General features: G+C 59.2%; 16 protein-coding genes and 3 pseudogenes. 10 read left to right on the plus strand and 9 right to left on the minus strand.

Annotation, left to right across the window (positions count from 1 at the left end; translation table 11 throughout):
• Positions 1-567: 567 nt before the first annotated feature.
• From LPU83_RS53665 to LPU83_RS53675, 3 genes are all read right to left on the minus strand, one after another.
• Positions 568-1,752, minus strand: coding sequence for an IS91 family transposase (locus LPU83_RS53665; protein ID WP_082321227.1), 1,185 nt, complete (start codon positions 1,750-1,752; stop codon positions 568-570).
• Positions 1,753-1,756: 4 nt separating this feature from the next.
• On the minus strand, positions 1,757-2,620 hold the full coding sequence (locus LPU83_RS53670) for a tyrosine-type recombinase/integrase (protein ID WP_037069958.1): 864 nt from the start codon (positions 2,618-2,620) through the stop codon (positions 1,757-1,759).
• Between the two features lie 279 nt (positions 2,621-2,899).
• Positions 2,900-3,214, minus strand: coding sequence for a DUF3303 domain-containing protein (locus LPU83_RS53675; protein WP_024318069.1), 315 nt, complete (start codon positions 3,212-3,214; stop codon positions 2,900-2,902).
• Positions 3,215-4,865: 1,651 nt separating this feature from the next.
• Between LPU83_RS53675 and LPU83_RS53680 the strand changes: the two genes are divergently transcribed.
• The 4 genes from LPU83_RS53680 to LPU83_RS53695 all read left to right on the plus strand — a co-directional run bounded on the left by LPU83_RS53680 (position 4,866) and on the right by LPU83_RS53695 (position 7,108).
• Positions 4,866-5,081 (plus strand): helix-turn-helix domain-containing protein, encoded by a 216-nt coding sequence (locus LPU83_RS53680; protein ID WP_024318066.1) that lies wholly within the window; start codon positions 4,866-4,868, stop codon positions 5,079-5,081.
• The gene (locus LPU83_RS73625) at positions 5,074-5,400 is read left to right on the plus strand and encodes a hypothetical protein (protein ID WP_024318065.1); all 327 of its coding nucleotides are present in this window, start codon (positions 5,074-5,076) and stop codon (positions 5,398-5,400) included. The genes LPU83_RS53680 and LPU83_RS73625 overlap by 8 nt, the downstream gene beginning before the upstream one ends.
• Positions 5,384-5,626: a hypothetical protein gene (locus tag LPU83_RS53690; protein WP_051509101.1), complete on the plus strand. Its 243-nt coding sequence runs from the start codon at positions 5,384-5,386 to the stop codon at positions 5,624-5,626. Before LPU83_RS73625 ends, LPU83_RS53690 begins: the two co-directional genes overlap by 17 nt.
• Positions 5,627-5,773: 147 nt before the next feature.
• A complete protein-coding gene (locus LPU83_RS53695) occupies positions 5,774-7,108 on the plus strand; it encodes an ISNCY family transposase (protein WP_037069090.1) in 1,335 nt (444 codons plus the stop codon).
• Between the two features lie 585 nt (positions 7,109-7,693).
• On the opposite strand, the gene LPU83_RS53700 is transcribed toward LPU83_RS53695, so the two are convergent.
• Both LPU83_RS53700 and dnaE2 read right to left on the minus strand, forming a co-directional pair.
• Positions 7,694-8,137 carry a YybH family protein gene (locus LPU83_RS53700; RefSeq protein ID WP_024318062.1) on the minus strand — a complete coding sequence of 148 codons (444 nt, stop codon included), beginning with the start codon at positions 8,135-8,137 and terminating at the stop codon, positions 7,694-7,696.
• A 70-nt stretch (positions 8,138-8,207) separates the two neighbouring features.
• Positions 8,208-8,663: pseudogene (gene dnaE2 / locus LPU83_RS53705) on the minus strand (error-prone DNA polymerase); the annotation flags it as partial.
• Here dnaE2 and LPU83_RS74205 point away from each other — a divergent pair.
• The 5 genes from LPU83_RS74205 to LPU83_RS53720 all read left to right on the plus strand — a co-directional run bounded on the left by LPU83_RS74205 (position 8,659) and on the right by LPU83_RS53720 (position 10,996).
• Entirely contained in the window at positions 8,659-8,853 is a 195-nt protein-coding gene (locus LPU83_RS74205; RefSeq protein WP_231052272.1) for a nucleotidyl transferase AbiEii/AbiGii toxin family protein, read from the plus strand. The pseudogene dnaE2 and the gene LPU83_RS74205 overlap by 5 nt on opposite strands.
• 53 nt (positions 8,854-8,906) lie before the next feature.
• Positions 8,907-9,182 (plus strand): hypothetical protein, encoded by a 276-nt coding sequence (locus LPU83_RS74210; protein WP_024318060.1) that lies wholly within the window; start codon positions 8,907-8,909, stop codon positions 9,180-9,182.
• A gap of 156 nt (positions 9,183-9,338) precedes the next feature.
• Complete coding sequence (locus LPU83_RS75170; protein WP_258579745.1) at positions 9,339-9,473, plus strand: hypothetical protein; 135 nt, start codon at positions 9,339-9,341, stop codon at positions 9,471-9,473.
• Complete coding sequence (locus LPU83_RS53715; RefSeq protein WP_024318059.1) at positions 9,470-9,757, plus strand: hypothetical protein; 288 nt, start codon at positions 9,470-9,472, stop codon at positions 9,755-9,757. Before LPU83_RS75170 ends, LPU83_RS53715 begins: the two co-directional genes overlap by 4 nt.
• 945 nt (positions 9,758-10,702) lie before the next feature.
• Positions 10,703-10,996 carry a hypothetical protein gene (locus LPU83_RS53720; protein ID WP_024318058.1) on the plus strand — a complete coding sequence of 98 codons (294 nt, stop codon included), beginning with the start codon at positions 10,703-10,705 and terminating at the stop codon, positions 10,994-10,996.
• Positions 10,997-11,086: 90 nt separating this feature from the next.
• Here the strand turns inward: LPU83_RS53720 and LPU83_RS53725 are convergent, their stop codons facing one another.
• From LPU83_RS53725 to LPU83_RS53740, 4 genes and pseudogenes are all read right to left on the minus strand, one after another.
• Positions 11,087-12,403 carry a glucoamylase family protein gene (locus LPU83_RS53725; RefSeq protein WP_024318057.1) on the minus strand — a complete coding sequence of 439 codons (1,317 nt, stop codon included), beginning with the start codon at positions 12,401-12,403 and terminating at the stop codon, positions 11,087-11,089.
• 160 nt (positions 12,404-12,563) lie between these two features.
• Positions 12,564-15,011: a phosphoketolase family protein gene (locus tag LPU83_RS53730; protein WP_082321228.1), complete on the minus strand. Its 2,448-nt coding sequence runs from the start codon at positions 15,009-15,011 to the stop codon at positions 12,564-12,566.
• Between the two features lie 30 nt (positions 15,012-15,041).
• Positions 15,042-15,713, minus strand: a pseudogene (locus tag LPU83_RS75850) (hypothetical protein); the annotation flags it as partial.
• 674 nt (positions 15,714-16,387) lie between these two features.
• On the minus strand, positions 16,388-17,581 hold the full coding sequence (locus LPU83_RS53740) for an MFS transporter (protein WP_024318054.1): 1,194 nt from the start codon (positions 17,579-17,581) through the stop codon (positions 16,388-16,390).
• A 437-nt stretch (positions 17,582-18,018) separates the two neighbouring features.
• Between LPU83_RS53740 and LPU83_RS53745 the strand changes: the two are divergent.
• Positions 18,019-19,155, plus strand: a pseudogene (locus tag LPU83_RS53745) (alpha/beta hydrolase); the annotation flags it as partial.
• Positions 19,156-19,188 lie beyond the last annotated feature (33 nt).

The following is a 19,188-nucleotide window of genomic DNA, read 5'->3' on the forward strand; positions in this document are numbered from 1 at the left end:
TGATCTCTCCGCTGAAGGTTCTTGCGACGGCCGAGGTGACATGATGACAGGGCAATGAGGGGGTTTGATGTCCGATGAATATCGTGTCTGTGCGATCTTGAGCTATTTGCGATTCTGGAGAAGATTGCGGGCCAGATACAAAGATGAATGCGTTGGACTGTCCCGCTGGCACGCTTTCGACGTTGTCCTGAATCGTGCCAATTTCTCGACGAGGAATCTGGAGGGTTATGTGAGGTCGGATAGGACAGTGGCGTCATACTCGGCCGACCTCACATAAGCCGGATTGAACGAAGGCGCGGGTTGTTTGGCACTATGGGGATTGCGTTCTGCGTCCGGTTCCGGCGCGGTGATGCGGTGGCCCTGAGGGCGCGCAATCAAGTGGCAGACGGCGAGGTTTTACATGATTGTCGAAGCGCAATGTCGCGGGTCGCTGTGCCGGTTGTGCCGATATGGATGCATTTGCGCCTACGGATCGAACATCTGGCCTGGTTCCAGGCAGCGACGATTGTCCGCCGGAACGGCGTCCAAGTCGGCGGGTGATATGGGTCGTCTGCCGATCGCCTGATGTCATGATGTGTCACATCGGAATGAAGATGACCGTGCTTGAGCGGGTCGGATGTTGGCCTTCATCCGACGCATCGGCCGGTCACATTCGGGGCATGTGAAGGGGTAGCCTTGATTTGGGTTGAGGCAATGCGGTTGCTCGGCCGACGTCGACCGCTGGCCCAGCAGGTCCCGACAGAGGGCGATGCGTTGCCGGCGATGGCTATTGGCGAGAAAGCCGAAGTGACGCATACGGTGAAAGCCGTCGGGTAGTACGTGGAGAAGGAAGCGCCGGATAAACTCGAGCGGGTCAAGGCGCATGATCTTCTCGCGATCATGTCCTTGGCGTCGATAGTCCTTCCACCGGAAGTCGACATGCTCGTCATCGGCACCGACGATACGACTGTTGGCGATGGCCACACGATGGGTGTATCTGCCGAGATAGGCGAGCACTTGGTCCGGTCCGCCAAACGGCGGCTTGGCGTAGACGACCCATTCACTGCGACGGGCGTGCGCGAGATGGCTGGTGAAAGCGGTGGGGTCGGCAAGGCGTGCAAGCGCGTTGGAGAAGCGAAGTTTACGCTGAGCGAAGGCGTCAGCAAGGGCCGTCAGAAAGAGCCGCCGGAAGACACGCGATAGAACTCGGACGGGCAAGAAAAAGCCCGGCCGGGATGCGATCCACTTTGACTTATCCGGTGAGAGACCGCCGCCTGGTATGACGCAGTGGACGTGGGGATGGTGGGTCATCGCCTGGCCCCAGGTGTGAAGCACGGCGATGATACCGATCTCGGCACCCAGCCGTTTAGGGTCGGCGGCGACCGTCTGCAGCGTCTGGGCTGCGATCCGCATCAGCAGTGCGTAGACGACCGCCTTGTTGTGGAAGGCTATCTCGGCGATGCCAGGCGGTAGTGTGAAGACCACATGGAAGTACTGGACCGGCAAGAGATCGCAGATGCGGGCCGCGACCCATCCCCTGCGAGCTATGCCCTGGCACTTCGGGCAGTGACGATTGCGGCAGGAATTATAGGAGATGCGAGTCGTGCCACACTCATCGCAGGCATCGACATGGCCGCCGAGCCTGGGTGTGCGGCAAGCTTCGATCGCGCCCATGACACGTCGTTCGCCACGACTAAGATGACCGGCGTTCTCTCGCCTGTAGCAGCCACCGTGTCGCCGAAAGATGTCGGCAACTTCGAAAGCGGGGCGCAACCGATTATGATACCGGCGGCGTCACCTCCAGTCGCAATCGGTCGAGCGGGCTTGCCGTGGAGCGGATCGTGTCGGTGGAAACCCGCGTGTAATGTGCCGTGCTCGACAGGTGTGCATGACCGAGCAGTACTTGGATAATACGAATATCGGTGCCGTTCTCCAGCAAGTGGGTGGCAAAACTGTGCCGCAATGTATGGATGGTGACCCGCTTGGCCAGTCCCGTTGCTGCAACCGCCGAACGACAAGCGGCATGCAACACCGTCGGCTCGATCGGCTTGTCAGGATTGCGTCCGGGAAAGAGCAGCGTCTTGGGCCTCGTCAAGCGCCAATAGCTGCGTAGGATGCCGAGCAGTTCCGGCGACAGCATGACGTAGCGGGCTTTGCCGCCCTTGCCATGGCGGATATGAATCACCATGCGCGAGCTGTCGATATCACCGATGCTTAGTCCGCAGACTTCCGAGACCCTGAGACCGGCTCCATAGGCGCAGGTTAGTGCCACACGCGCCTTCAGGCTGGAGACAGCTTCCAGGAATTGGACTACCTCGTCCGTCGACAGAACGATAGGTAGCTTCCGCGGTGCGCGGGCATAGGGGATGCGCTCCGGGATCTCATTCTGACCGAGCGTGACCCCATAAAAAAACCGCAGCGCGCAGACGATCTGGTTCAATGCCGCCCAGGATATTCCACCTGAGACAAGGTAGACTTGGAACGCGCGGACATCTTCAAGATCAAGCCGATCCGGCGAGTGGCCGAAATGGCGGCTGAACTTCTGGACGGCATTGATATAGGATCGTTGGGTGGCCGGAGACAGATTGCGGACCGTCATGTCCTCGATCATCCGGCGGCGAAGAGGGCTTATCTCGGCCATCTGGACCTCCTGTCTGAAGGGTGGGTTTGCAACACCCTCATCCTCTCAGCCAGGAGGCTCTTCTCAAAGCCCGCCGCAATTGCCGCGGTAGCGGCTTAGTTCAATCACAAAGCCAGCCCGACACGCGCATTTGAGTACTGCAAACCGCCGCCAACGCTCGTCCACTGGGCGAGAGCGACATCCTCGCGAACCCGAACGATCGGCTCTGCGCTTTTCGGCCAGGGCCGTCTTCCGCTATCGGCCGCCCATAGCGGATATCAGCTTGGATCCCCTTAAATCTCACGTAGGTTTGAGTCCATCGCGCCAAGCAATCGCTTCTTGCTCGACCCGGACAGCGTCCTCGACGGCAATCACGGGTCGTGCCTGGAATTCAAAAGCGGGCCAGGTCGAGCATGCCTTATGAACGGCCAACGGATCGTCGCAGTCCACCAACATATGCCCACCCCATTCGCCCACTCGCACAACGAACAACTCGATCTTGAAATTGGCCGGCGCTTTCCATTGAGTGAAAACCTCCAGTATCCGCTTCTGGGCATTCTCGTACTCCGCAGGCGATCCCTGCGGACGTTCGAACCAACTGATCATGTACTTCATCTTCATCCTCCACTATTTGAGCTGAAATCCTCGGGCCGAATTATCCTCGAAGCCTTGCGCAATTGGGATTCTTAGACACCTCTGTTGTTGGTCCGAAGCTGCCTCTGATGGCACGACCAGAGTTTCTGAATTTCTGACGGCGGCTTCACACCGAGAGCTTCGCGTGCACCGAAGCGCGCTCAGGATTTGCGGCCGAAAATAGTGTCGTACCGGTCCCGCGCGTTCAGATACCCAGTCATGGCACGTGCTAGGTCAAGCGATAAGCGAACTTGAGGTGCGTTTTCCAAGACAGCTACCTCATCGGTACTTCGATCTACGACACGGTCGGTTCCGTGCTTTTCCGGCTGAATTTCGTACCTCATCGCTGCATCTGACTAAGTCTTTCAGCGCGATCAAAACCGGATGTTGAATCTTCCGGCGGGGAAGGAAAAGACACTCATAGAGAGAGAGAGAGAGAGAGAGAGAGAGAGAGAGAGAGACGAGTGAACAATCCGCCCTTCAAAGGCCCCTTTAGTGCCTCCTCGTCCCGCCCCTACCGTCGCAGGATACAGCATCTCGCGGATTGCATTGAAATCATTGATGAGGAGAGGCTGCCCTTGTCTATCGCCGCGAAGGAGTCGAATGGCGATTGGCGCATCGGCACGCTGACCCACTGGTCAAGGGGTGAGCCTCGAAAGGCGGCCTTCCTTGCACGCTGAGCGGCGTTTGCGCTACGGCCGGCCGCACCGACGTCTGATTACCATGGTCCAGAGAGAAAATGGCGCACGGATGCGAACTATCTGTTCGGCACCCTTGATCGCCTTCGGCTTCTCCCCCACTCGAGCGATCCGGCGGGCTTCCCGGATGTTGTGTTCGATATCGGCTCCGGTAAGTCCTTCGGCTTCGTTCGACAGCACGCGCCTCCTTGTCAGGCCGAGGAATGCGCACGGACGGTCGCGACGGCCAGAGCGCAGGATGGCGGGGTCGATAAAGCGCGGATGGATCGGCCGCAAGGATGCAATGATCAGAAACAGTCGTGCAGAAACTGCTCTCCATGCACTGAAACCAGAGACAGAATTAGAGATACGAAATATACAACTTTTGATCGTGGCGAACCGGCCGATTTGGTAGCTAGCCCCCATTGCCGTTTTTGTTCAGTTTCGGGCCATCTGTCATTGGGGGATGAACGATGGCCGCATACCGATTGTGCATGAACGTCGAAGGCTGGTCCATCATCGACCAAGCCACGCTTGCACCAGTCCGACTTGACGGCGTTCCGCTCGCCTCGATGAAGTCCGACGAAGCGAAGCATATGCTGTCAATCCTCAAGGGCATCGACCGGGTGCGAGCGGCCTCGAGATGGTGGGCGTCATTTGCCAAGAAGAAGCGGCCTCCTGCGCAACGAACGCGGATCGAAGCGCCCGGATTGGGCGACTTTGAGGTGCTCAGACCGTTGACGGGCTTTCGCGGATCCGGACCGAGGCGAAACCAATGAACTACTTGGCGGAAGGGGTGAAGCGCGTGTTGTCCCTGCGTACGCGGGCGAAGGCAGGACAGTCGTTTTCATCCGGAGGCTGGGCTGGAAGGAGTGGCTTCTTTTCGTACAGTAATCGGCTTCGCAGGAAGACCGTCGAGCGCTTCACAATACCAATGATCGAGAGAGGAACAACAGATGCCAAGTATCGACCGTCAGCGCCGCAATTCGGAAATCGATAGGGAGATTGGCGAGCGCCTCCGGCAGCTTCGACAGATGCGCGGGATGACGCAGACGACGCTTGGGAAAGCTGTGAATGTGACGTTTCAACAGATGCAAAAGTACGAAAGAGGGTTCAACCGGATCGCCGCGTTTCTGCAGATCCATGAGCTGTCGGGGCGCGACAATGGGTGATGATCCGAGCGAAGGAATTCGACGAGCCTTGGAATTGCTGCCAATCCGAAATCTCGACCTGCAGGTTTACGCCAGCAACGTTCGATGGTGGGCCGACTTTGCACAGCAATACGCGGATGCCGACAAAGCTTCCGACGAAATGCGCGCCAGTGGACGGATCGTAGCAGTTTTGGAGGAGTTCGAATCCATCTGTCATGGCAAGCCGATATCATCGAAGGTGGATCTGATGATCGATTATGCACTGAGGCCGGCTTCTCCGATCTGTTTGTATCTGTCTTCTGGCTTCGCGTGGGGCGCTTCGGATGCCGGTTCCCGATAACGATTTCACGTTCGTAAAGGACGCCATGAAAGCTCTCTGTCGCGAGCATGGCATCGAGCGAGACAGGAAGGCCACAGTCGAGATCGCAGCGCTGCTGGTGGCCTTGGTGAAGGAAGGGATCCACGACGCGGAGGAACTCAAAGTCCTTGTCCGCGAAAGATGGATGGAGGCGGCCCCGCTTTTTCGCGGGGCGGACAGCCCGGCTGAGCCGCCCTCAAGGAGTTAGCTTAGCTAGTGTCCGTCCACAAACGGTAAACCGCTGAAATTATTGGAGGAATCGCGATATTGCCGCGGGCAAAGCCCGGCGGTTTCAGGTACACTTTAGATCAAGCCATTGATTCTAAAGACAAACCCGCAACCGCCGGAGCCGACAATGCGCCAAGAACGCACCGTCCAATCCAATATATTCGATCTTTTCGCCGAACACGAGATCGGCCGCGAGCTGAAAGCCATGTCGCAATGGCTGGATGAGCATCGTGATCTGCTCGGGCTGGTAGCGCAGGACCTGCGCCGCCACGGCGTCAAGGAGACCGGCCGCGAGGGCCTGCCGGCGGAGGCCGTGCTGCGTTGCGCCCTGCTCAAACAACACCGTCAGTTGAGTTATGAGGAGCTGGCCTTTCATCTGGAAGATTCCGCCTCGTTCCGGGCTTTTGCCCGGCTGCCATGGGGGTGCAGCCCGAAGAAGTCGGTCTTGCACAAGACGATCAGCGCGATCCGGGCCGGGACCTTTGAAGCGATCAATCGCGTGCTGTTGACAAGCGCCCGGCAGGACAAGGTGGAACGCGGCAAGGTCGTGCGCATCGACAGCACCGTCACTTCGGCGCTGATGCACGAACCGAGCGACAGCAGTCTTTTGTGGGACTGCGTGCGGGTGATGGTGCGGCTGTTGCAGCAGGCGGCTTCCTTGGGCAGCGCCATCTTATGGCACGATCACTGCCGCGCGGCGAAGAAGCGATCCCGGGCGATCCAATTTACCCGCGGTCGTCCGAAACGAGTTCAGCACTATCGCGCGCTGCTCAGGATCACGCGCACCACCTTGAGCTATCTCGAACAGGCGGCGGCGCAGCTGCCCTTGGCGGCGGGCCCGGCGGTCGAACGCTGGCAGGCCCAAGTCCGCCACTATAAGCCGCTGATCGAACGGATCATCGCCCAGACCGAGCGGCGGGTCCTGGCCGGCGAGGCGGTGCCGGCTGGCGACAAGCTGGTCAGTTTGTTCGAGCCGCATGCCGACATCATCGTCAAAGGCAGCCGCGACGTCGAGTATGGCCATAAGATCAATTTGACCACCGGCACAAGCGGGCTGATCCTCGACCTCGTCGTCGAAGCCGGCAACCCGGCCGACAGCGAGCGCTTGCTGCCGATGCTGGAGCGTCACATTGGCATCTGGGGCGAGCCGCCACGGCAGGCCGCCGCCGACGGCGGCTATGCCAGCCGCGAAAATCTGAGCGGAGCCAAGGCCTGGGGCGTGCGAGACATGGCCTTCCACAAGAAGTGCGGCCTCAAGATCGAAGACATGGTCAAAAGCCGTTGGGTCTATCGCAAGCTACGCAACTTCCGCGCCGGCATCGAGGCCGGCATCTCCTGCCTCAAACGCGCCTACGGCTTGGGGCGCTGCACCTGGCGTGGGCTCGACCACTTCAAGACTTATGTCTGGTCCTCGGTGGTCGCTTACAATCTCGCCCTCTTCGCCCGCCTCAGATCGAACTGACATCCCATGTCGCCAGCCAAAACCGGACCGGCGGAACGCCGGCAGTTCCCAATGCGCGCATTTCCACCAGAAATCCTGGCCGCCGCAATTAGCACCCATGAGCCACACCGCATGGCTTCAAAGCGGCCACCAAGCGGAACCCAAACGCGCTGCAAGCACAAGAAAACCAGCCGTTTATGGACGGAAACTAGCTAGGCTTGCCCGTTTACCGATCGATCCCCAGAGCCACGCCGGTTGCGAAATCGACGATCGTGCGATCGCTTTCGTCCTGCGCCGCTCCGCTGCACGGTCAGCGCCGAGAGAGACCGCTGCCTCCGAGCTAAATTAGGGCGAGATGTGATCCGACCTCGATTTCTCAATCGCAGACTCGTCGGCACCTTCGGCAGAGATCGCGGGTTCTTGAAGTGGCGGACCGCAACTGCAGCCGAGCTTGAAGCCATCGCGATGATCGGTGCACCTCTCAATGAGAGCGAAAGAGACGTCGCGAAGAGGCGCTGAGATTGGCATCAGAGCCTGGACCTCATCGAACAAAGTAAAACTCCACCGTTGGCGGCCTGGGGACATCGATACCCTGAGGCCAGCCGTTTAAGGTTTGAGATCGAGCAGAGCGCGACCGGTTCCATCCATGGCGAAGGGCACGGATGCATGTTGGTGGGACACCATCCAGCGGCCATCGCGCTTCACCAGGCCAAGGGTTTGACGAAACCAAAGATCGACCTCGGTGCCGTCAGTTTTAGTTCCCGTCATGCGCGTCAGACCACTCCAGAAAGCAACATCTCCGCCGACCGTTAGCTTGGCATCGCAAACATCGCCACCGATCGGACCTTCCCAGGTATTGAACCACGCCTGCAGGCCTGCCTCGTCCTTGCCGTGATAGACGAGCGGCGGTGCTAGCGAAAACTCGACGGAATCCCCGGTTTCGTAGGAAAGTGCGCCCTTGGCATCTTTTTCGCCGAGCGCGGAAGCGCGCATCGTTAGCATGGCGATAATCGCCTCTTCTTCGATATTGACTTTGGTTTCGTTGCTCATTGGCCGTTCTCCTATTCTGTTCAAGCGGAGGACGAACGGGGGAACGACAATCCGACACCGACACACGAAGCTAGTGGAAATTTCGCGCCTTCACCTTCAAGGTGTCGTTGTGGAGATCCGGGATGAAGATGCCCGGCGGCTGAATCGCAGGCTTCGGCTTGTCCCTTGGGTTCGGCCCGCCGCCATGCGCAAACTCGTCTCCCCTGCCCGTCGGTAGGGTGAAGTGTCGCGGTCGGCAAGCCCTGACAGGCCGCCCGACAGATCGAAGAGCGGCTGTGGCACGAGATGGACCGCGTCGCCCTCTCGCTGGATCTTCAAATTGATCGCCATCATCGACGATCCGAGGACCACGCGGCGGCGCTTCTCGAACAAAGACGACCAGATTGGCCGGACCCGTCTCGTCCTCGATGGTGATGAACATGACACCTTTCGCACTGCCCGGCTTCTGTCGAACCAGAACGACACCCGCGGTCATCAGCCAGCGACCGTCGCGCGCGTTTATAGCCTCCGAGCATGCGACGATGTTCGGCTTCGCGGAAATCCAGGTCGTATCGTTCGCCGACTTGTACGCAGGAAAAATCATGGCGGCTCTGGTTAGGCAGCATCCGCGCGACCTGTTCGACATACGGGATTTGTTAGCGGCCGAAGGGATAAGCGAAGCCATTCGCCAGGCCTTTTGTCGTTTATCTGATCAGCCACGGCAGGCCCATTGCTGAAGTGCTCGCACCGGGTCGCAATGATATTAAGGCGGAGTGCGAGCAGAACGTTGATGGCATGGCCGTCGAGGACGTCGCGCCTTGATACGCAACGGGCGGCGCGGGAGCAGCTAGTCGAAACCATTGCCGGCGCCATGCCGGCACCTCATCGCAAGTTTCTGGTCGGATTCAAGAAGCGGACGCCGGATTGGGAAAAGCTTGGACTCCCTGATGCGGCAGAACCTCCGGCGGTTGAATTCAAACAACTCAATCTCGATAAGCTGCCGGACGATGTGCGCGCAAAGTTGGTCGAGAGGCTTTCGAAGGTTCTTGGAATTGAAGATGGCTGAGGCTGAGGCTGGAGCGTTGTCAGCACAATTCAGTGTTCGGAATTAGCCGTGGTGTAAGGTTTAGGATGGATCAACTGTCAGTGGCGTCCGCGCTGGCGGGCCAGGGTACACAAGGAATGGGTCGGCGACGATCATGGCGATAGCTATGAGACGGCCATGCCTATCAACGTGATGGCAGCGTCGAAGGAGCCCGCTGCGCAAGAGACTTTGATGACGAAATCGAGTAGACCAGTGATCGTCGGCGATCACATCGGCGAGATCTCACCGATGAACTGGGAGGCCAGAGGATGATCCAAATAATAGCGGCGGCCGTGACGGCAGTCCTTGTCGCAAGCTGTACTGCCGTTTCGGGATCCTATTCGTCGCAAGGTTACGCGCCTATTCCCGGCAGCATCACCTACGGCGGCCAGCCCCGAACGAAGCTCGCGAGGTCGCCGATCGGCTCTTCGTTCCCCCATACGTTCACGGATCAGACGGGGCGCGAGGTCGAGGAGATCTATATCATCCAACCGGATCGAACTCTGCTTATCGTCCAGCGACACTATCGGCCATTTTTGGCCTGGAGCCGGAACTAAGGGGCGGTGCCCCAGAGCTAAGAACCCCCATGCCAGGAACGGTCATCTCGATCTGGGTCATCAATGAACTTGTTTGGTCGGCGATGCGAATGTCGGGCTGCCTATCTCGTCTGGATTGGTCTACACGATCCAGAACCTGACGCTCACTACTTGCGACTGGCAAATCCAGATCCAGTCCGCAATCGAAAGCTGAGGCTCATGCAACAAACTCGCGCACGGGCAGCGAGCCTCCGGTATCAATCATGCCACCGAAGTCTCCTTCGATCCCCGACTGCATCTCACTTCACCACCAGCGAGAATTCAAACCTGTCGACTGGAGACTGAATAGATACTCGTTCCTTTGCGCGAAAGTGCCGTCGGGATTGCGGGAAATGACGCCGCAGAAACGCCACCGCGTCGGACAGATGGAAAACCGATTCTGCTGCTCCCCTGATCGGACCGTTTGCCAGCGGAGATAGTCGTCATGCCGTGTTCTGCAGTCGCTCGCCGATATGCCTCGCCTGACTTGATGTTGTGCCCCTGGATTTCGTGACCGAAGAGCAGAGCCCTTATACCGGAGGACGCCACTCGCGTGAAAGCATCCTGCCTCGCACGAGCGCCTGCGCGTGCTGCCGCTCCCGGCGGGTGGCTGATGCCGTGGCGCTTGCTCGCGCGAACTGACGACCTGGTGCCGGTCGCTGCGACGCATGGCCGGCACAGACTGTGGCCCCCGGCAAAGGCAATGAAAATACGTGGCAACAATCCTGCGTCACGAGCTAGCTTAGCCAAATCCGCTGCCTACGCTTCTCCTTTGAAAAGAAGCTGAGCAGGCTGCAGGCTCTGCAATCATCGCTGTTCTGCGCTTGCTGCAGTCGTTTCATTCGGCGGAATATCGAAATAGAGAGTCGACTGTAAGTTTGACTTGCGACATTGTAGTATTGCTGCAGTTCCAGTGGGATGCACGTGATGCCGTACTCGCAAACACTCCCAGTCTACGCATCCGTCGTCGTGACGGGTATTATCGCGCCGCTGTTCGCATTGTCGGCTGCCGAAACGGCAGCGGTCAAATCTGCGCGGACCCAGTCGATATCAATTCTTGTCACAGCGAACCTCGAACAGCGAGAGCTGTCGGCGCCCGGCACCTCAATTGACTGGTGGCTGCGGGAGGATATCGTGCATACGTCCGAGGCGACGGATGGGACGAAGAGCGTCTTCAACCGAAATTGGCTAGCGGGCGATCAGCTCCGCGGCTCTCATTGATCAACTTGGCAGGCCCAATCGAACGCCGAATGATCGATTGATCCAGACGCACTCGAGATCAAGTTGCGCGGCGGCTCATATACGCCCCCACTACAGCCATCCGCCGGTAAAGCCGGCGCGGCGCAACCCCCTGACGACAGGTTCGCAATTGCGCATCAGATTCCATAGGAAGCCGGTGCGATAATTCTCGATCATCAGCGCCACCGGCCCCTGATCGATCCCGAAATGGTAAGGGCTGATCCACCAGCCAGTTGGACTGTTTCCATCCTTGAACGTCTGATTGAACGATGGCTTGAAGCCGTAAAGCCGCGTCATCCCAAGATTCATGCTCGCGAAATTACGGACGGTTGGAATGACGATCTCGGGCGCAAAAGGCAGGGATGCCACGACAACCCAGGGCGATACGGTGCCGTCATCCGGCCCGAACGGAGCGCCGCGGGCGATGTAGTCGAAGAAATCGCGGCGCACCCCGTCGATCTCCGCTGTCTGCCAGCCGGGACCATCGCTCGCGGTAAATCCCCAGCAATGCTCGCCATAGCCCTCGAAATCCATAGGATTTCGGATCGCATATTCCTGCTGGACGAAGGCCGCTTGCCGGCTGTTCTGGAAATAGTCGCTGTTATGCTCGCACATGAATTCGTCGCGGATGCCGCGAAAATCGATCCACATATGCGACAGCTGATGCGTGAAGAGCGGACCGGAATAGAGCAGTTCGCGCCCGAAGATGTTCCGCCATTCGTAGCTTTCAGTGTAAGCCGCATAGCTTTCCGGCGGCAGCGGATACGACGGCGATCCAAGCCCCAGTATGTAGAGAAGTAGGCCTTCGTCATAACCGCGCCAGCGGTAAGGAATGAAGCCGCTCTCCGGTCGCCAGCCGTGCGTCAGCGTCGCACCCTGGTCACGCGCCCAATTCCAGTCTGCTCGCTGGTACAGCGACATCGCAAGTTGCCTGATCTTCGTTTCTTCAGCCGTCTCCCCGTCAAAATAGGTGGCGACCGTCAGCGCGCCGGCAAAAAGAAAGGCCGAGTCGATCGTCGACAGCTCGCATTCCCACACCCGGCGTCCCGTCTCGATGTCGAGAAAATGATAGAAGAAGCCCTTATAGCCGGAGGCGTCCGGCTCCGGTCCTTGGTGACATTGCAGCAGAAATTCGAGCCGCCGCCGGGCAATCTTGGCCGCAAACTCGCGAATGATGACGCCACGCTCGACGACGATTGGAATGGTGGCGAGTGCCATGCCGATGGCCGCGATGCTCGCCGGTGCGCCATCTTGCGTCTTGTCGCGAACCAACCCGTTATCGGGGTTCGTACAATGCAGGTAGTAGAGCACCGACGAGAACTGCAATCGCGCAAAGTCCTGGTCGCTCGGCGCGGCCTCCATGTTTGGCGCAGTCAACACCTCAATCATGAGTCACCATCCGCATAGCTTCGAAATTCGCATTCTTGGCGTAGGCCGTCGCAGCCGATACACAGGTCGCCGGCCTGACCACGGCAGGAGTGATTTGCGTATCGCGTCGGCGTCATCGCTGTAGGGCGGCCGCCCCGCTGCACATTTTGCGGTCTGCGCCTTAGGTATTGTCGCCTTCCGTCGACGTCCTATGCGTTCTTGCTGGCTGCCCCTGGACACCCCACTTCCAACCGGTGATTTCGGGCATGTCGTCGCCGTGTTTTTCAATGTATTGCCGGTGCTCGATCAGCTTCTCGCGGATCGCTTGCTTGAAGTAGGCGGCGCGGGACCCGAGTTGCGGCAACCGATCGATGACGTCTTCGACAAGGTGGAAGCGATCGAGCTGGTTCAGAACGACCATGTCGAAGGGCGTCGTGGTCGTCCCCTCCTCCTTGTATCCGCGCACGTGTAGATTGCCGTGGTTGGTGCGCCGGTAGGTCAGTCGGTGGATCAGCCAGGGATATCCATGGAACGCAAAGATGATCGGCTTGTCCTTGGTGAAGAGCGCATCGAAATCGCGGTCGGAAAGCCCATGAGGGTGCTCGCTTGATGGCTGCAACTTCATGAGGTTGACGACGTTGATGACGCGCACCTTCAACTCCGGCATATGTTCGCGGATCAATTGCACCGCCGCCAGCGTCTCCAGCGTTGGCACGTCGCCACAGCACGCCATCACCACATCGGGTTCCGAGCCCCGATCGTTGCTCGCCCACTCCCAGATGCCGAGACCTTCGGCGCAGTGCTTAACCGCCTGATCCATGGTCAGCCACTGCGGCGCCGGTTGCTTTCCAGCCACGACGACGTTCACATAATTGCGGCTGCGCAGGCAATGATCGGTGACCGAAAGCAGCGTATTCGCGTCCGCCGGGAGATAGACGCGGATCACCTCTGCCTTCTTGTTGACGACATGGTCGATGAAACCCGGATCCTGGTGGCTGAAGCCATTGTGATCCTGTCGCCAGACATGCGAGCTCAGGAAATAGTTGAGCGATCCAATGGGCCGCCTCCACGGGATGTGGTTGCAGACCTTCAGCCATTTGGCGTGCTGGTTAAACATCGAGTCGATGATGTGGATGAAGGCTTCGTAGCAGGAAAAGAAGCCGTGCCGTCCCGTCAGCAGATAACCCTCCAGCCAGCCTTGGCATTGATGCTCGCTCAGAACCTCCATGATGCGCCCGTCGGGCGACAGGTGATCATCCTCGGGATAGATTTCCGCCATGTAGCAGCGATTGGTGACCTCGAGCACATCCTGCCAGCGGTTCGAGTTGTTCTCGTCGGGACTGAACAGCCGGAAGTTGTTGCTGTTCAGGTTCAGCTTCATGACGTCGCGCAGAAACTTGCCCATGACCCGGGCGGATTCGGTCGTCGTCGCTCCCGGGCTCGGCACGGAAACGGCGTAGTCGCGGAAATCCGGCATCTTCAGGTCACGGAGCAGCAAGCCACCATTTGCGTGCGGATTGTCACTCATCCGGCGATTCCCGGCCGGGGCTAGCGAGGCGAACTCGGCGCGCAGCTTGCCGTCGTCATCGAAGAGCTCTCCAGGCTTGTAGGTCTGCATCCAATGCTGAAGGATTTCGATATGCTTCGGCTTGTCCATGTCGCCCATCGGGACCTGGTGCGACCGCCAGTAATCCTCGCATTTCTTGCCGTCGATTTCGCTCGGGCAGGTCCAGCCCTTTGGCGTGCGGAAAACGATCATCGGCCACGCTGGGCGTTTCAGATTGCCCTTCTCGCGAGCCTCCGTCCAGATCCGCTTGATCTCTGCGACGGCTGTATCCATCGCTGCCGCCAGCTGCTGCTGCACCTTGTCGGGATCGTGCCCCTCCACGAAAAGCGGCGCATAACCCATCCCCTCGAAGAATTTCCGCAATTCGTGCTCTGGGATGCGGGCGAGGAAGCATGGATTGGCGATCTTGTATCCGTTGAGATGCAGGATCGGCAGCACGCATCCGTCACGGGCGGGATTGAGAAACTTATTGCCATGCCATCCCGTCGCAAGCGGACCGGTTTCCGCCTCCCCGTCGCCGACCACACAGGCAACGATCAGATCGGGATTGTCAAAGGCCGCGCCATAGGCATGGCTCAAGGCATAGCCCAGTTCGCCGCCTTCGTGGATGCTTCCCGGCGTTTCGGGAGCGACGTGGCTCGGAATGCCGCCGGGAAAGCTGAATTGCTTGAACAGTCCCTTCATCCCCTCGGCGTCTTGGCCGATATTCGGGTAGACTTCGCTGTAGGTCCCTTCCAGATAGGCATGTGCGACCAGCGACGGGCCGCCATGGCCCGGCCCGATCACGTAGATCATGTTGAGGTCGTCGCGCTTGATCACGCGGTTCAAATGCACATAAAGCATGTTCAAGCCGGGCGACGTTCCCCAGTGGCCAAGCAGCCTTGGCTTGATGTGCTCCCGCTTGAGAGGTTCCTTCAGGAGCGGATTATCAAGCAGATAAATCTGTCCGACCGAAAGATAGTTCGACGCGCGCCAGTAGGCGTCCATCAAGCGGAGTTCGTCTGCCCCAAGCGGAGCGGTCTTTGTCTGATAGCTGTCAGTTGAAAGAGCTGCATTGGTCATCGTCAGCCTCCTATCGACTTTCTTGTCGTCTCAGTCTCCGTGCTGCGCGTCGCCACCGTTTGCGCGGCTATACGGCGTCTTCCACTGCCATGCGCCACTATCGTCAAGGTCCAGGATGGCGTCATAGGACGATATTCTGGCGGCGCTCCTAATATGAACGCAGGCGATGCCGTCACCTTCTGTAAGGCGAGTCATAATCCGGAACAGCACATCCTAACCCACCATAACCTCGGTCCTCTCAAGGAAAATGACATGCGGCTTCGCGATGGATAAGCTCGCCAACATCCACAGGCGCTGCTCTGTTGGCGTCAGAAACGTAGGTCATTCCACTTCTTGTCGAAATCCCTCTGCTTTAGAAATGCGCTCGAGTCTCAATTCGGCAAGTAGCATCGAAATCCGCTCGTCCGGGATTTCTGCGTTCACAGCCAGTGGGACGATCAGCTGTCGAAGCGTACTCGGCGGAAAATAGGGTTGCTGCGGCAGGAAGCGTATCCCTGGGCGCAGAATTCGGCCAGAACCTGGATAAGCAACGCCCGCGGCGGCTCTGAAAAGCGCAAGCAGGAACGAGAGGGTCGTCACGGCAAACGCGCGGATATCTTTTGAGATGCGCTGATCGGGATGCGAGAGCTCGCTCGTAACATCGAGGCGATAGTATGCTCCATCCGTCAGACAAAGCTTGACGGCGCGGCGCGTCAGTTCTTCCATGCCTCTCCCCTTTGCGTCGCGTCATTGCCCAAGCTTGACCCTAAAGATGAAGCCCCGCTATTCGCGCGACATAGGTTGGAGCCCAACGTCGAACAACATCCTGACAACTTTCCACCCTCAAATGCAGGCCCGGGTGGGAGCCAGTTGCCCCTTCGTTTCCTCAAAGCGTCCTCGGCCGTACTGATAAACTCCAGAACATCCTTGCCTGTGCGCGCGAGCTCACAAACGTTCCATGGGCCAGAACATAGGTCGTCCAAGACATTCCGCCACTGACTTGACGGGAGCCGTCAACCTCCAGCCGATTTGCTGATCCGCTGAACAACGATGGCCCAGAGATCTCGACGTTGAGGGGTTAAGATTTGAGGTCGTGTGCCTGCCCTGACGCTCGCAGTTCCTTGAGGTATTGCCCACGCAACTTCTCCCGTCAGATCCGCCTACGGCTTTGGCTTTGCCGTCCAGCATGCCGCCATTGGGCAAGAAAATTGTGGTCGACCACGACACAATTTTATCGGGAAAAGGAACATTTGGGGCCGCCTGCGAAGAGCCCGAAGTCCGGCCTTCTGCGCGGGGCTAAGGCGCAGGTACACCGCCCCCACGAAAGTAACGATGGCCAACGCGATTGGGCTCGCGTCGACCACCGTTCTCAGGACGTTGGGATTCCGTCGCCGTGGTTAGGCAGGCTGGGTCGCCGTGTCGTCATCCGATGCCGGCCGGCCGTCCAGAGCGCCACTCCAGAGCGTCAGAACCAAGGCTCCCACGACAAGGATTGCGCCAACCCATGGTGTTGCCCCAAGCCCCAGTGAGGATTCGACCACGAGGCCGCCGATCCATGCGCCCGCGGCAATGCCAAGGTTGAAGGCCGCGATATTCAGGGCCGATGCGACGTCAACGGCGGCGGGGCGAACCTGCTTTGCCAACTGCACAACATAGATCTGCAGGCCAGGCACGTTGGCAAAGGAGAGGAAGCCGAGTGCAGCCAGCGTCGGAACGGCCAGCCAGGGCGACGGCGCTGTGAAGCTGAAGAGGACCAGCACGATCGCCTGGGCAATGAACAATCCGGTCAAGGCGCGTACCGGGCTGCGGTTGGCGAGCCGGCCGCCGGCAACATTGCCGATGGCGATGGCGATGCCGTAGACCACGAGGATGAGACTGACGGTGCCCGCCGCAAACCCGGTGATCTCCTGTAGGATCGACGCAAGGAATGTAAAGGCGACGAATGTGCCACCGTATCCGAGCGCGGTCATCGCGAAGACGATGAGCAGGCGTCCGCTGCCGAGCACGCGGATCTGATCGCCGATGCTGGCGGCCGGCGCCTTCTTCAGGCTTGACGGAAGAAGCACGGCAATTGCAAGGAAGGCGATCGCGCCGAGGCCGGCAACGGCGGCAAAGGTCGCACGCCAGCCGAAGATCTGACCGATCAGCGTGCCGAGCGGAACGCCGGTGACGATGGCGACGGTTAGGCCCATGAACATCATGGCGATTGCCGAGGCGCGGCGGTTTTCGGGGACGAGATCGGCTGCAATCGTCGAGCCGACCGAGAAAAAGACGCCATGCGCAAAAGCCGAAAGCACACGCGCAACCAGCAACGGCGCGTAGCTTGGGCTGATTGCCGCCATCCCGTTACCGATGATGAAGAGCGCCATTAGGCCGAGAAGCAGTGGTTTCCTTTCGATACGTCCCGTCAGCGCCGTCAGCACCGGTGCGCCGAAGGTGACACCCAGCGCGTAGACGCTGACGATCAACCCAGCCAGCGGCAGGCTGATCTGAAGATCTGTAGCGACCGTCGGCAACAGGCCGACGATGACGAATTCTGTGGTTCCGATCGCATAGGCCGCGATCGTCAAAGCAAAGAGAGCAATTGGCATAGTGCGCCTCGAATGATCTGCCGGTCTGCCGGCGTGGTTGACTGGCGAACATATGGAGGCCCTGGATTTCAGTGATAAGCGGTCACTCAATCCAAAGATCTGTGAAACGAATTCACAGAAAGTAGAGATTTCCCGCTGTGGGGTTGTGGAGGCTGAGACCCGATGGGCAGCGCACAGGGAGCGCAGCCCCGTCTCCGGCTCGTTGCGGTTCGGTAACACTCGCCCAAAACTCGTCGCGGCGCGTGGGCATTTCGCGCGAACTGCGCCTAACATCTGCGTCGTTGCTGTAAAGTCCTTTCACTTTAGCCCGGCCACCGTAAGGTGCTTGCGTTTTCAATGAGGGAACCGGCAACGTGATCGCTGCCCGCACTGTTCGGACACTTGTACCGTTGCTCGTCGCCGCACTTCTTGCCGGTTGTGGTCATCCAAGCGGCGTCATGACGCCCATTGTACTGACGGCGGCAACGCCGAAGACCTCGCAGGTGAGCATGCTGGTCGCGACAACCCGCGAACCGTCTGGCGACCCAGCAACGCTGTTTACCGGCGAACGCAGCCCGAAACCTTACTTGACGGCGGTCGACGTCTCGATACCGCCAAAGCGGGCGCCCGGCACCGTGCAATGGCCGAAACGCCTGCCGCCCAATCCAGCGACCGACTTTGCGGTGACCAGTGTCAAGGAGATCGACACAGTTCCGCAGGGGCGCGCCTGGTTCCGCCAGAACATCCAGGGCGGGCACGCGCTGGTCTTCGTCCATGGCTTCAACAACAAATACGAGGACTCGGTCTTCCGCCTGGCCCAGATCGTCCACGATTCCGGCATGCAGGCGACTCCGCTCCTCTTCACGTGGCCATCACGCGCACAACTCACGGCCTACGAATACGACAAGGAAAGCACCAACTATTCGCGCACGGCGCTCGAGCAGGCGTTGCGAACGCTCGCAGCCGACGCGGATGTCAAGGACATCACCATCCTCGCCCACTCCATGGGCACCTGGCTCACCATGGAGGCGCTGCGGCAGATGGGTATTCGCGACGGCCATGTGAACAGCAAGATTCACAACGTCATCCTCGCATCCCCGGATATCGATATCCAGGTCTTTGCCAAGCAGTTCGCCGAGATGGGAACGCCAACGCCGAAATTCACGATCTTCGTATCCCAGGATGACAAGGCGCTTGCCGTGTCGAGCTTCATCACCGGCCGTGTCTCGCGTCTCGGCGCGATTGACCCGACCGTGGAACCCTATCGCTCGAAACTCGAAGCCGCCGGCATTACGGCGATCGATCTTACCAAGGTCAAAGGCGAAGGCCTGAACCATGGCAAGTTCGCCGAAAGTCCTGAAAGCGTTCAGCTGATTGGCCAACGCATCATCACCGGACAGACGCTGACGGATTCGAACGTCTCGCTCGGCCAGGGTCTGACCGCTGTGGTCGGCGGAACGGTGACAACCATCGGCAACGTGGCTGCCACGGCCGTCGCCGCGCCGGTCACCGTGCTTGAGCAGCCAATCCAGGGCAACAGGCGTCCTGCCGATGAAACTCTGCAGGGAGACCTCAAGCCGCAACCGCTCACCCGGAGACAAGAAGCATTTCTGCTCGTTGTTACGATT

It is taken from the genome of Rhizobium favelukesii (genome assembly GCF_000577275.2).
Classification (GTDB): Bacteria; Pseudomonadota; Alphaproteobacteria; order Rhizobiales; family Rhizobiaceae; genus Rhizobium; species Rhizobium favelukesii.